Here is a 12,276-nt window from a genome sequence, read left to right as displayed (position 1 = left end):
GTCCTCGTTGTCTCAGCCATTGTCTTTTGAATCTAACCGAGCAGGGTTACCAATCCGTTTATGATTAATCGTTTGCTTCGCCGTGCAGATGCATTTTAGCGGGGTGTTGCGGAACGGGTCACGAGACGGGCCTCCACAAATCCGCGAATAGCGGCATCAATATGGTCCCAGTCGTGCAAATGGCGGCTTGAGAAACGGTAGAGGACGCTTAGGTCTTTGCCGACCTTGATGTCGCGCTGGCAGTCCCCGCTTGTTGGGCTAAGCGAGGCGGATGCTAGGATGCAGCGAACGGCATATGTGGCCTCCTTGGCGCGCGGTGCAGTCAGCAGAACCTCGCCGCCATAGCCTGCCTCGGCTTTCAGATTGTGAAGCGTCAGTCCGTTGCCATAGGGCACGGCGGCGCCTTCCATCACATGCTTATAGATGAGCTCGACGCGGCCCGACATGTCGCGCGACATCGTGCTCTGGGTGATCTGCAGAAAGATAAGATTGGCGGATTGCGAGACGTCGTCGAATCGCTCGCGGTGTTCCTTCGTGTAGCCCTGCAATTCCGGCCAGGTGAGATAGACGTCGGCGCGTTCGGCGGCACCGCCGTGCCTCTGGCTGGGGAAGCGGATCACGTTTTCGGGCAGATCGAGCGTGTCGCGGCCGATGGTGATCGTGACGATGGCGGTATTGTCGGAATTGCCCGCCAGTGTAATGTGCCGGCCGATCCAGCGGCCGCCGATGCTGATACCCAGCATCAGCATTGCAAGCATTGCGACAACTGCGCTCAGACGGAGGATGAAGCCGTTCGAGAAGAGGGGCGACTCCTCGGATGTGCCGGTGCTGCGGGCGAGGTGGCTCATGGCGGTTCTTCAGTGTCTGACCGCCGCGAAAGAGACTGGAGTCGCCGGTACCTGGATGAATCTCACGGCATCATCCGGTGGATGCGGTTAAAGAAAGATTAACCTGATTGCCAAGCGTCCCTCAAAAAGGCGAGCCGCTCCCGGGACAGCGGGAACGGCTCCAGGGCGCCGGTCTGGACGGGTGCGTAGGGGACTGACCGGGCCGAGTGGACCCGCCGCTATTTCCGGCGGGGCAATTTGACTTAACGCACGCTGCCAACAGCGACGGCACGGCCGTCCTGCAGCTTCATCCAGCGTGCCGGATCATCGGCGGACTGGCGCTTCAGAAAGGTGTATTCGGTATCCGCCCAGAGCATCACCTTGTTGCGCATGTTGTCGAGGATGAAGTCGCCATGGTCCGTGCGGACTGTCAGCACGGCATGGCCTTCGCCGTTCGGCTGCATGACAACCGTTATCAGCGCATCGGATGGCGAGATGCCGGCATCTATCAGCATCTTGCGCTTCAGCAGCACGAAATCCTCGCAATCGCCGACGCTGCGCGGGTAGGCCCAGCGCTCCTCGACGCCGAAGATTTCCTTGTCGGTCATCGGCTGGATCTGCGAGTTGACCTCGTAGTTGATCTTGAGAATCGCCTTCCAACGCTCTTGGGTCAGGATCGCGGGACCGGCGTCGCCACCGTCATAGGCGCATTCGCTCGAGTTTGCCTTGCAAAATTCATAGTGGCCGATCGGCGGGCTTGTGTTGCCTGCAAGCGTCATATTGGCAGGCGTCGCTTGGCCCGAGCCCGTCATTGCCATCATCAGGATACCGGCCAGAAAGGTGCCTTTGAGTGCATTGAACATTGTCTTTGTCGTCCCCGTTTTGTGAGGATGACAATGACACGGACGTTTTTATCCAGCGCAAAATTACGCAGTAAAATTAACAGCTTAGTTGATTCAAAAGCGCGTAAAACCTGATTAAAAACAAAATCGAATACGCGTAAAACTCGTCGCAGTTTCGATGTAAATTCGAATAAACTTTTATGTTTCGACGCAAGCTTTGATGACGCCACAGGTGCTGCCGTTCCGTAAAAAAGTTAACGGCAGCGACCATTGCGGCTCAATATTGCAGCGCGCTGCCCGGTGAGGAGATAGCGCGCGCGGCATGGAGAGACGCGGAAATTCTGAATAGGGTTGCTCCGAAACGCGATTGCGGCTCGTTTTCCGCAGCGATGCCTCAAAAATTATTTTTGGGAAATTTCGCGAAATTCGTCGGTTGCGGCGATGACGGCGGAGGAGATTGCCGTGTTCGACGTCGAGTGCGCAGCGTTTTCAACCACGACAAGGCGGCTGCCGGGCCAAGCTTCGGCCAGTTCCCAGGCGGTCGTCAGCGGCGCTTCAAGGTCCAAGCGGCCCTGTACCAAGATGCCGGGTATTCCCGAAAGCCGTCCCGCCTTGCAAAGCAGGACAGCGTCGTCAAGCCATGCGCCGTTGAAGAAAAGGGCGTGACGATCCGCGCTCGAGCCAGCACATAGTCCCGATCGCGCCAGCGGTGGGGCAAACCATCCGAATCAGCGAGAAGGATCGGTGCCGCCCCCCAGTCATGCCAATCGCGCGCCGCCTTTATGCGGACTTCCTGATCAGGCCCGTTCAGCAACTGGTGAAAGGCCGAAAGCACATCGAGATGGCGAAGGTTTGGCGGTATCGCCTCGCGCAGCCGCCCCCATTCCTCGGGAAAGAAGCGTGCCATGCTGTGGCAGAGCCAATCTTATTTCGGTACGGCGGGTGGTCGTCACTCCAGCGATCGCCATGGCTCGCACGCGATCGGGATGGCTCTCGCCACAGGCGAGCGCCAGCGTCGAGCCCCAGGCGTTCGCGAATATGACCCAGGCCTCGACATCGACGTGAAGCCGAAGCCGCTCTATGTCGTCAACCAAATGCCACGTGGTGTTGCCGCAAAGTCCGTATCGAACTCGGCGGCACTCGGCAGGCTGCGGCCGCAATTTCGCTGGTCGAAGAGCACGATGCGATAGGCTGAAGGGTCGAAATAGCGTCGTGCGGTTGCAGAACATCCCGAGCCGGGATGACTGCCGTGGAGAACGAGCGCAGGCTGGCCGGCGGGATTGCCGCAGCATTCCCAGTAGATCCGGTTGCCGTCTCCGGTCTCCAGGAATCTCGTGTCATAGGGCTCGATTTCGGGATAAAGCGAAGACATGAAAGGTCGCCTGTTGGGGCGGCCTTCATCGGTCATGTCCATGACGTCGGAGTGACAGCAGCCGCTTAGAGGAATTCGCGCAATGTCTCGCGGGACTGGAGCGAGAGGAACTCCAGCGCGACGCCCTCGCTGAAATGGCGCACGACGCGGCCACGCATGTTGCCGAGACGGATTGGCGTGCCGAGAGCGGGGCGCACCTCCACGTCAACTGCAGCACCCGACAACGACAAGTCCATGATGCGGCAGGTGTAGCGCGTGCCATCCTCAAGCGTTAGCTCTGTCTTCGTCTCACGCGGGGTCAGACGGTCATGACGCCGGTCTTCCGGCAGGCCGAGCTCATGCTTGTTGGCAAGCCAGGTGAGCTGTGCGGCAAGCTTCTCCCGTTTGCGCTCGGTGGCGTTGATCGACATCGTGAAGCCACGCACGTCGACGCTCAGAACGTTGCCTTCGACACGGCCGAGATGATCGATATAGGCGACGACGCGCTCATTGGCGCGCGGCCGGCCGGCGCAGGTGACATACATGTCGCCGGGAGACATATCGATCACTGTGCATTCGTATTCCTCGTAGTTCGCAAGCATGAGGCGGCCCTGCATATTGATGGGCACGCGCTGGAAGACACCCTGCTCAGGGCGCGGCACTGTTGTCCGTGGCGTCTGGGCTTGCTGGAATGAGTGCATGAAAGCGCTTCTTCATAAAATGGTATAGGACAATCATTACCCGCAATCCCTTAACAGAAGGTTGTCCTGAAGGGCGCGATTACACCTTGCAGCATAGGATAAGGCTGTGCCGGAATGAGACGGTCAGCGCGGTGCCACCCCGGAAAACAATGAAGACATCATGCGGCCGAGGACCACACTAAAGCCATGCGGAGGCTCGGCGACAGCTGTGTATGGCCAGTTGCTCCCACCGCCGTTCTGCCCGGGCTTATCGCGCAGCAGGCGGCTGCGGTCGAGCGCCAGAAAATCGAGCGGCACGATTTCCAGCCAGCTTGCCGCAACCGACGGCGCAATGGCGCCGAGCAGCCGCGCGCGGCTGCCGTTTTCACAGCGCAGCGGCATGACGATGATCTCGAAGGTGGCCTGATGCCCCGCCGTGCTGTAGCCGGTCGCATTGAGCAGCGTCGGGATGACGTGATGCATCGCACCCAGAAGCGTTGCCTCAATGTCATCGGCATGGCCGTCGCCGAAGAGCTCGGCAAAGCTCTCGTCACGCAGATCCCGCCCGAAGAGATCGCAGATTCTGGTGCCGGCAAGCCGGAAGGTGACGGCACCCAGTTCGTCGTTTTTCTCAAGGATGAAGAGGCTCGGCAGAAGGTGGCCAAGGCTCGACGGTTCGATCTGCGATTTCAGCGGTGCATCGCTGGCACCGCGCAGACGGTTCCAGTGATCGTAAATATCGATGATCGTCTGATGACGCACGGCACACCAACCTGTTTCATTTCGGTTCAAGTTCAAGCCCGAACGGCTGTTCTGATGCTTACCAAGCGGATTTCATGCCAACTGCGGGCAGTTAAGGTTAAGGAACGGTTTCGATTGCGGCCAGTGACATGCCGTGCCACTGTTGGGTATCGCTTCGGAAACGAAGTTCAGCACTTCACTGATCGGGCGCGGGGTCAATCTCGGGGGACGCTCGGCAAGCCGTCCGGTTTGTCCGGGCGGCTTTTTTTTTGATCTTCGCTCCTGTAAGGCTGAGACCTCAATCCGGCGAGGACGCATATGGACGATCACAGGACGGAGCCGGAAACGGTTGAGGAAATCCCGATTGAAAAGAAACGGACGCCGGTTTTCAATCTGCCCGGCATCCTTTTGGCGACACTCTGTCTGCTCGGCGCGATCTATGCGGTCCAGTCGTTCATCCTCTCCGCAAACGCAGTCGACTGGCTTTTCATCACTTTCGGCTTCATTCCGGTACGCTATGTGATCCCGTTCTCGGAGCAGGGGCTGCAATGGATCTGGTCGCCGGTGACCTATTCTCTGCTGCACGGCAGCGTGGAGCATATTCTCTTCAATGGGCTGTGGCTGATGGCTTTCGGCGCGCCGGTCGTGCGCCGCATCGGAAGCTTGCGCTATGTTATCTTCTGGATTCTTTCATCGGTCGCCTCCGCAGCGCTTCACGCCGGATTGAACTGGGGCGATCCAACCTTGCTCATCGGCGCTTCCGGTGTCGTTTCCGGGCTCATGGGGGCGGCCTGCCGTTTTGCGTTTCCGCCGGAGCGGAAGGTAACGCGTCCGGCACATCTCAATCCGCGCCTGTCGGTGGCCGAGTCCTTTCGCAGCCGCACGGTGGTGGTATTCACGCTCTTCTGGCTGATTGGAAACGGGCTGATCGCCGTCGGCATTCCACTGATCGGCGACCCGAACCAGCCGATCGCCTGGGACGCACATATCGGTGGTTTCGTTTTCGGATTCTTCCTTTTCTCGTTCTTCGACCGGAATATTCCTGCCGAGCCCGAGGTTTCGCAAGAGCCGGATATATTGCAATCTTGAGCTTTGGAGTGCACCATTCGGATTGATCCGCGTTGGGACGAACAGCCCTTCGCAGGTGCCTCTGTTCAGTTAAGTGTTTCACTTTCGACATGGGAGGTTTCGAATGTCCAACACCGTAAAAGCCATCCTCGACCTGAAGGGCCGCAACGTCGTCACGGCCGGCGCGAACACGACCGCCGGCGAAGCGGCGAAAGTGCTCAGCAGCCGCAAGATCGGTGCCGTTGTCATTGTCGGCATGGAAGGCCGTATTGCCGGGATCTTCACCGAACGCGATCTCGTCAATGCCGTAGCAAAGTTTGGCAAGGATTGCCTCGATCAGCCGGTTGTCTCGCTGATGACATCGAGGGTCTTCCGCTGCCACGAAGACACGACCGTCAACGAATTGATGGAATTGATGACCAGCCGGCGCTTCCGCCATCTGCCGGTTGAAACGAATGGAAAGCTCGTCGGCATCGTCTCAATCGGCGACGTCGTGAAGACGCGCATCGCTGAAGTCGAGCGCGAGACAGAAGAAATCAAGGCCTATATCGCGGGCTGAGGCGGGCGGCCCACCATCACGCCTGGGTGGCGAACGCTTCCTGCATCCGCCGGAGTTCGGGAAGTCGCGCTCTGGCTTCCTCGTATCCGCGCTCTATCGCTTCGCCAGCCCGGTGGAATTCCGACAGGCCGATGTCACTGAGACGCGGATGTAGCGAAATGTCCGGCGGATCGCCGGCAAGGCGCGCGCGCGAAATCCTGTCCTGGATGATGTTGAAGGCTTGTACCATCACGCCGGTCATTCCGAGGCGCGCATAGGGAGCTTCCTCCTGCTTCTGCATCTCCTGAAGCGTCAAGGTCGCATTGTGCTTGACGACTGCGGACCGGCCGAAGAGGTCGTAGTTCAGATTGACAGCCACGACGAGCTGCTGTTCGTAGCTGCGGCAAACGGAAACCGGCACCGGATTGACCAGTGCGCCGTCGACCAGAGTGCGGCTGTTGCTGCGAACTGGCTCGAAGATGCCGGGCAGGGCATAGGATGCACGCAGCGCCGTAATCAGCGAGCCGCTGGAAATCCAGACCTCGTGGCCGGTGTTCACCTCTGCAGCCACGGCGACAAAGGGGCGGTCGAGGTCTTCCACATTCAGACCTTCGAGATGCTCCTGCATGCGCTTCGTCAGGCGCATGCCGCCGAAAAGTCCGCTGCCGCCGATGGTAAGATCAAGCAGGCTGGCAATGCGGCGCATCGTCAGCGAACGGGCGAAGGCCTCGAGCTCATCCAGCTTGCCGGCAAGATAGCAACCGCCGACCAGCGCACCGATCGAGGTTCCCGCGATCATGCCAACTTCGATGCCGGCCTCGTCCATTGCGCGCAGCACGCCGATATGCGCCCAGCCGCGCGCCGCGCCGCCGCCAAGCGCCAGCGCAATCTTTGTTCTTTTAGGGGGAAGGGTGGACGTCGGAGGAGCGGTCATATCTGGAACTGTCGAGACACCGGAACCTGAACTGCCTGCTTCAGAGCTCAGACGATGCAAACTCCAGTTCAGCATGGTATGCCTCCTCCAGGCAGAAATATTTCAGTTTGTTATAGTGTCCCCGTTCCCTTTCCAAATCGTATACAGCAGCGCTATCTGTCTCAATAGCGAGCAGGTACCTGACAGGCGCGCTATTTTCCGTAGACGTCTTTCGGGTCGAAATGCCGTTCGTCATCCACGATATCGAGCATTGGTTTCCCGTCCTGGAGCGTCACCGTGCGGTAAAAGCAGGAACGGCGGCCAGTATGGCACGTCGCGTCGTGGCCCGCGACCTCTACTTTAAGCCAGATTGCATCCTGATCGCAGTCGGTACGGATTTCCTTCACCGTTTGGATGTTGCCGGAGGTTTCGCCCTTCATCCAGAGCTTGCCGCGCGACCGGCTGAAGTAATGTGCCTTGCCCGTCTGGATCGTCAGCGCCAGCGCCTGCGCGTTCATGTGCGCAACCATCAGGATCTCGCCGTCATGCACGTCGGTGACGATCGCGGTGATCAGGCCGCGATCATCGAAGCGGGGCGTGAAATCGCCGGCATCTTCCAGTTCGGATTTGTCGTCTGACGGCGCATTGAATGCAAAAGGCATCATTCGGCTCTCTTAATGGAGCCGTATCAGCGGCTCCGCACCATGGTCATGAACCGCGCCTGTTCGGCAGGCTCGGCCTTGAAGATTCCGGTAAAGGTCGTCGTCAGCGTCGTGGAACCCTGTTTCTGTACCCCGCGCATCGCCATGCACAGATGTTCGGCTTCGAGCATGACAGCAACGCCGCGCGGAGCCAGTGTATCATCGATCGCCTTGGCGATCTGTGCTGTCATGGTTTCCTGCGTCTGAAGGCGGCGGCCATAGATCTCGACGACGCGGGCGATCTTGGAAAGTCCAAGTACCTTGCCGTCAGGCATATAGGCGACATGTGCCTTGCCGATAATCGGCACCATGTGATGTTCGCAGTGCGAATAGAAGGGAATATCCTTCACGAGAACCATATCATCGTAGCCGGCGACCTCCTCGAAGGTGCGGCCCAGGACGTCTTCCGGGTCCATTTCGTAGCCGGCGAAAAGTTCGCGATAGGCTTTGGCGACACGGGTAGGGGTATCGATCAGCCCTTCGCGCGACGGATCGTCACCAGCCCAACGAAGCAGAACGCGAATTGCGTCTTCGGCCTCCTTCTGGCTGGGGCGTTCGGCGTCACGGCTGGTCTGCGGAAAATTCTTTACGATGGCGTCCATACTGCTCAAGTCTCCTGGTCCACGAACTTTTGGACCGTCTTTCGGACTCGCCACTGGTATCCCTTGTCAGGAATGTTGCACCTTTGGCAGGCTCCGGGGCTTTCGGGGCAGCTTATAGCCCGTCCGGCACGGTTTCCCAATCAAACTTACCCGAGGACCATTGCATTTTCATGGTCTTCGAACGACATACATATAGGAAGACGGCGTCTTCATGTAAGTATGCTAGCACGACACGGTGTGTTTTTTGTTTATGATACAATGACCGCCGAAATAAGCCGATCCGCGGCAATCTGGAGCGGAATTCATCATGGACGACATCTATAACAGCAAAATCCTCGAATATGCAGGCAATATTCCGTTGACAGGCAGCCTGGCCGATGCCGATGCAAGTGCACAGGCGCATTCGAAACTGTGCGGTTCCAAAGTGCGGATCTGGCTGAAGATGGACGGCGATACCGTCACCGCGTTTGCCCATGACGTCAAAGCCTGCGCGCTCGGCCAGGCATCCTCCTCGATCATGGCCCGGCACGTGATCGGCGCAACGGCCGGCGAACTCCGCAAGGCCCGCGAGGACATGCTCGCCATGCTGAAAGCGGACGGAGATGGTCCGCATGGCCGCTTCGAGGACATGCGTTATCTGCGCCCGGTCAAGGATTACAAGGCTCGCCACGCGTCCACCATGCTGACTTTCGACGCTGTCGTCGATGCGGTTGGGCAGATCGAGGCAAAGCGCGCGGAAATGGCCGAGGCGTGAACATTGAGCGCTCAGCTATGTGACACCCCCCTCTGTCATTTTGTGACATCTTCCCCAGAAAGGGGAAGATCGGGATCGTGCGGCACTGCCGGCGCCTCCTCAAGACGCGGAGGTTAGGTCATGTGCGAGTTTTGCCCACTTCAGCAGGACGACGACGAAGATCTGCCGAAACGCAGGGTGTCCCGGATGATCTCGCCGGAAATATCGCGAAGTGACAGAGGGGGGTATTCCGGGCCGGTGGCCAGATATTCCCGAAACTATACAGGCCCTTTCCGCAAGACCCCGGACCGGCTGTTCGGCATGGGATTGATCCGGCTTTATCAACTGACCTTATCCGGGTTTATCGGCAACTCATGCAGGCATATTCCGACGTGCTCCGAATATGGCTACGAGGCGATCGCACGCCACGGCCTGTGGGCCGGCGTGTGGATGACGCTCTTTCGTGTCGGGCGCTGCGGGCCGGGCGGAACGAGTGGTCTCGATCCCGTGCCTGAAGGGCTGGAGCAGCGCTTCCATTGGTGGACGCCGTGGCGCTATTTTGCGCTCGGACGGAAAGCGGGCTGACGGCAAACCCATGCCACGTAAAACCGTCTACGTCGCGCTCCTTCACAGCATAGTGCTCGCGCCTGGTCGAAGGGTCGTGATGTCCGATCTTCGCGATATGGCCGCGGCACTCGGATACGGCAACCCGCGCACGCTGGTCTCGACCGGCAATATCGTCTTTGAAGCAGACAGCGCGCCGCTCAGTGACATCGAAGCGAAGATTGAAGCTGCCTTCAAAACGAAATTCGGCAAACCCGTCGATATCATCGTCCGCAAGGGCGCGGATTGGCTGAGACTGGCGAATTCAAATCCGTTTCCGGATGGCGATGGTAGCCAAGTGATCGTGCGAGTGATGCGCGAGCCGCTCGATCAGTCCGCCTTAGCCGCGCTTCAGAAGTACCTCGAAGCCAACCAGCGCTTGGCGATTACCAATGGCGATCTCTGGATCGATTTCGCCAGCAAACCCAGTGAATGGAAGCTGCTCTCGGCGCTCACGACCAAGCGTATGGGCGTTGGCACGCTGCGCAATTGGAACACGGTGCGAGGCCTTGCCGAAATGATCGACTGATCAGGCCTTGCCTTTACTCACACCCCAAATCTCGATATCAGGCGGCAGCGCCTTCGTGCCGACGAAGCGCTTCATTGCAACCACCCGCATTCGTTGGCGGGACTGGACAAGGAGAATTTCGATATGTCCCAATCCGTTTCCCTGACATTCCCCGATGGCAATCAACGCAATTTCGAGCCCGGCACGACCGGCCTCGACGTCGCCGAATCCATCTCCAAGTCGCTTGCCAAGAAGGCTGTCGCCATTGCGATCGACGGCACAGTGCGCGACCTTTCCGATCCCGTGACGGCGGGCAAAATCGAGATCATCACTCGCAGCGACGAGCGCGCCCTGGAACTCATCCGGCATGATGCAGCGCATGTCATGGCGGAAGCCGTGCAGGAGCTCTGGCCCGGTACACAGGTGACGATCGGCCCGGTCATCGAGAACGGCTTCTATTACGACTTCGCCAAGAACGAACCCTTCACGCTGGACGATCTGCCGAAGATCGAAAAGAAGATGAAGGAGATCATCGCCCGCAACGCACCTTTCACCAAGCAGGTGTGGTCGCGTCAGAAGGCGAAGGAAGTGTTTGCCGCCAAGGGCGAGCAGTACAAGGTCGAACTCGTCGATGCCATCCCGGAAGGCCAGGATCTGAAGATTTACTATCAGGGCGACTGGTTCGACCTTTGCCGCGGCCCGCACATGGCATCGACCGGTCAGATCGGCTCGGCTTTCAAGCTGTTGAAGGTGGCAGGCGCCTATTGGCGCGGCGATAGCAACAATCCAATGCTGTCCCGTATCTACGGCACGGCCTTTGCAGAGCAGTCCGAACTCGACAACTATCTCCACATGCTCGCCGAAGCCGAGAAGCGCGACCATCGCCGTCTCGGCCGCGAGATGGACCTGTTTCACTTCCAGGAAGAAGGCCCGGGCGTCGTCTTTTGGCACGGCAAGGGCTGGCGTATCTTCCAGGCGCTTGTCGCCTATATGCGGCGGCGCCTCGCTGCCGACTATCAGGAGGTCAACGCGCCGCAGGTTCTTGATACTTCCCTTTGGGAAACCTCGGGGCATTGGGGCTGGTACCAGGAGAACATGTTCGCGGTGAAATCGGCGCATGCGCTGACGCATCCGGATGACAAGGAAGCCGACAACCGCGTCTTCGCACTGAAGCCGATGAACTGCCCGGGTCACGTGCAGATCTTCAAGCACGGGCTGAAATCCTATCGCGAACTGCCGATCCGCCTAGCAGAATTCGGTACGGTCCATCGTTACGAGCCGTCAGGCGCCCTCCACGGCCTGATGCGGGTGCGCGGCTTCACGCAGGACGACGCGCACATCTTCTGCACGGACGAGCAGATGGCCGCCGAGTGCCTGAAGATCAACGACCTGATCCTCTCGGTCTACAAGGACTTCGGCTTCGACGAGATTACCATCAAGCTCTCCACGCGCCCGGACAAGCGCGTCGGTTCGGATGAGCTCTGGGATCGCGCCGAGAGCGTCATGATGGACGTGCTCACCACGATCCAGCAGCAGTCGAACGACATCAAGACCGGCATCCTGCCGGGCGAGGGCGCGTTCTACGGCCCGAAGTTCGAATATACGCTGAAGGACGCGATCGGCCGTGAATGGCAGTGTGGCACTACGCAGGTGGACTTCAACCTGCCGGAGCGCTTCGGGGCCTTCTATATCGACAGTAATTCGGAGAAGACGCAGCCGGTGATGATCCACCGCGCCATCTGCGGCTCGATGGAACGCTTCCTCGGCATCCTGATCGAAAACTTCGCCGGTCATTTGCCGCTCTGGGTCTCGCCGCTGCAGGTCGTAGTCGCGACGATCACCTCGGAAGCGGACGGTTATGGCGCAGAAGTTGCCGAAGCGCTGCGCGAGGCGGGACTCAACGTCGAGACTGACTTCCGAAATGAGAAGATCAACTACAAGATCCGCGAGCATTCCGTTACGAAAGTTCCCGTCATCATCGTCTGCGGGCGGAAGGAAGCCGAGGAACGGACTGTTAATATCCGCCGCCTAGGCAGCCCGGAGCAGACCTCGATGCCGCTCGAGGCGGCAATCGAGAACCTTGCCTGGGAAGCGACGCCGCCGGATATCCGCCGCAAGATCGAAGCCAAGAAGGCGAAGGCTGCCTGATTTCTGTCAGACAACTGTCAT

Annotated in this window: 17 protein-coding genes; 6 read left to right on the top strand and 11 right to left on the bottom strand. The window is 59.1% G+C overall.

Features of this window, described 5'->3' with window-relative positions; genetic code table 11:
• Window positions 1–95: 95 nt before the first annotated feature.
• The 7 genes from RGR602_RS09920 to RGR602_RS09900 form a co-directional block, all read right to left on the bottom strand.
• Window positions 96–848 carry a hypothetical protein gene (locus tag RGR602_RS09920; protein ID WP_039844962.1) on the bottom strand — a complete coding sequence of 251 codons (753 nt, stop codon included), beginning with the start codon at window positions 846–848 and terminating at the stop codon, window positions 96–98.
• A gap of 242 nt (window positions 849–1,090) precedes the next feature.
• Window positions 1,091–1,690 (bottom strand): transglutaminase-like cysteine peptidase, encoded by a 600-nt coding sequence (locus tag RGR602_RS09915; RefSeq protein WP_039844961.1) that lies wholly within the window; start codon window positions 1,688–1,690, stop codon window positions 1,091–1,093.
• A gap of 380 nt (window positions 1,691–2,070) precedes the next feature.
• Entirely contained in the window at window positions 2,071–2,235 is a 165-nt protein-coding gene (locus RGR602_RS39655) for a hypothetical protein (RefSeq protein WP_407692053.1), read from the bottom strand.
• The gene (locus RGR602_RS39650) at window positions 2,214–2,576 is read right to left on the bottom strand and encodes a hypothetical protein (RefSeq protein WP_223844037.1); all 363 of its coding nucleotides are present in this window, start codon (window positions 2,574–2,576) and stop codon (window positions 2,214–2,216) included. The genes RGR602_RS39655 and RGR602_RS39650 overlap by 22 nt, the downstream gene beginning before the upstream one ends.
• Window positions 2,467–2,961: an alpha/beta fold hydrolase gene (locus RGR602_RS39645; RefSeq protein WP_407692044.1), complete on the bottom strand. Its 495-nt coding sequence runs from the start codon at window positions 2,959–2,961 to the stop codon at window positions 2,467–2,469. Before RGR602_RS39645 ends, RGR602_RS39650 begins: the two co-directional genes overlap by 110 nt.
• Before the next feature lie 145 nt (window positions 2,962–3,106).
• Complete coding sequence (locus tag RGR602_RS09905) at window positions 3,107–3,721, bottom strand: PilZ domain-containing protein (protein WP_039844960.1); 615 nt, start codon at window positions 3,719–3,721, stop codon at window positions 3,107–3,109.
• Window positions 3,722–3,844: 123 nt separating this feature from the next.
• Entirely contained in the window at window positions 3,845–4,462 is a 618-nt protein-coding gene (locus tag RGR602_RS09900) for a PAS domain-containing protein (RefSeq protein WP_052451523.1), read from the bottom strand.
• Between the two features lie 297 nt (window positions 4,463–4,759).
• Between RGR602_RS09900 and RGR602_RS09895 the strand changes: the two genes are divergently transcribed.
• Together RGR602_RS09895 and RGR602_RS09890 are read left to right on the top strand one after the other, a co-directional pair.
• Window positions 4,760–5,530, top strand: a complete 771-nt coding sequence (locus tag RGR602_RS09895; RefSeq protein ID WP_039844959.1) for a rhomboid family intramembrane serine protease — start codon at window positions 4,760–4,762, stop codon at window positions 5,528–5,530.
• A gap of 103 nt (window positions 5,531–5,633) precedes the next feature.
• Complete coding sequence (locus RGR602_RS09890) at window positions 5,634–6,068, top strand: CBS domain-containing protein (RefSeq protein ID WP_039844958.1); 435 nt, start codon at window positions 5,634–5,636, stop codon at window positions 6,066–6,068.
• 16 nt (window positions 6,069–6,084) lie between these two features.
• On the opposite strand, the gene RGR602_RS09885 is transcribed toward RGR602_RS09890, so the two are convergent.
• From RGR602_RS09885 to folE, 3 genes are all read right to left on the bottom strand, one after another.
• Window positions 6,085–7,056, bottom strand: a complete 972-nt coding sequence (locus tag RGR602_RS09885; protein ID WP_039844957.1) for a patatin-like phospholipase family protein — start codon at window positions 7,054–7,056, stop codon at window positions 6,085–6,087.
• A 116-nt stretch (window positions 7,057–7,172) separates the two neighbouring features.
• Window positions 7,173–7,625 carry a phosphoribosyl-AMP cyclohydrolase gene (hisI, locus tag RGR602_RS09880; protein ID WP_039844956.1) on the bottom strand — a complete coding sequence of 151 codons (453 nt, stop codon included), beginning with the start codon at window positions 7,623–7,625 and terminating at the stop codon, window positions 7,173–7,175.
• A 23-nt stretch (window positions 7,626–7,648) separates the two neighbouring features.
• Entirely contained in the window at window positions 7,649–8,263 is a 615-nt protein-coding gene (gene folE, locus RGR602_RS09875; protein WP_039844955.1) for a GTP cyclohydrolase I FolE, read from the bottom strand.
• A 307-nt stretch (window positions 8,264–8,570) separates the two neighbouring features.
• Between folE and RGR602_RS09870 the strand changes: the two genes are divergently transcribed.
• The 3 genes from RGR602_RS09870 to RGR602_RS09860 all read left to right on the top strand — a co-directional run bounded on the left by RGR602_RS09870 (window position 8,571) and on the right by RGR602_RS09860 (window position 10,128).
• Complete coding sequence (locus RGR602_RS09870) at window positions 8,571–9,017, top strand: iron-sulfur cluster assembly scaffold protein (RefSeq protein ID WP_039844954.1); 447 nt, start codon at window positions 8,571–8,573, stop codon at window positions 9,015–9,017.
• Between the two features lie 120 nt (window positions 9,018–9,137).
• Window positions 9,138–9,581 carry a membrane protein insertion efficiency factor YidD gene (gene yidD, locus RGR602_RS09865; RefSeq protein WP_039844953.1) on the top strand — a complete coding sequence of 148 codons (444 nt, stop codon included), beginning with the start codon at window positions 9,138–9,140 and terminating at the stop codon, window positions 9,579–9,581.
• 10 nt (window positions 9,582–9,591) lie between these two features.
• Window positions 9,592–10,128: a DUF1697 domain-containing protein gene (locus tag RGR602_RS09860; RefSeq protein WP_039844952.1), complete on the top strand. Its 537-nt coding sequence runs from the start codon at window positions 9,592–9,594 to the stop codon at window positions 10,126–10,128.
• Here the strand turns inward: RGR602_RS09860 and RGR602_RS39185 are convergent, their stop codons facing one another.
• Window positions 10,129–10,260, bottom strand: a complete 132-nt coding sequence (locus RGR602_RS39185) for a hypothetical protein (RefSeq protein WP_267285094.1) — start codon at window positions 10,258–10,260, stop codon at window positions 10,129–10,131. It lies immediately after the preceding gene.
• Here RGR602_RS39185 and thrS point away from each other — a divergent pair.
• Window positions 10,252–12,255 (top strand): threonine--tRNA ligase, encoded by a 2,004-nt coding sequence (gene thrS / locus RGR602_RS09855; protein ID WP_039844951.1) that lies wholly within the window; start codon window positions 10,252–10,254, stop codon window positions 12,253–12,255. The genes RGR602_RS39185 and thrS overlap by 9 nt on opposite strands.
• The last annotated feature ends 21 nt before the right edge of the window (window positions 12,256–12,276 follow it).

It is taken from the genome of Rhizobium gallicum bv. gallicum R602sp (assembly GCF_000816845.1).
Taxonomy (GTDB): Bacteria; Pseudomonadota; Alphaproteobacteria; order Rhizobiales; family Rhizobiaceae; genus Rhizobium; species Rhizobium gallicum.
The sequence above is the reverse complement of the archived record's forward strand: the minus strand, read 5'-3'. Positions and strand labels throughout refer to the sequence as shown.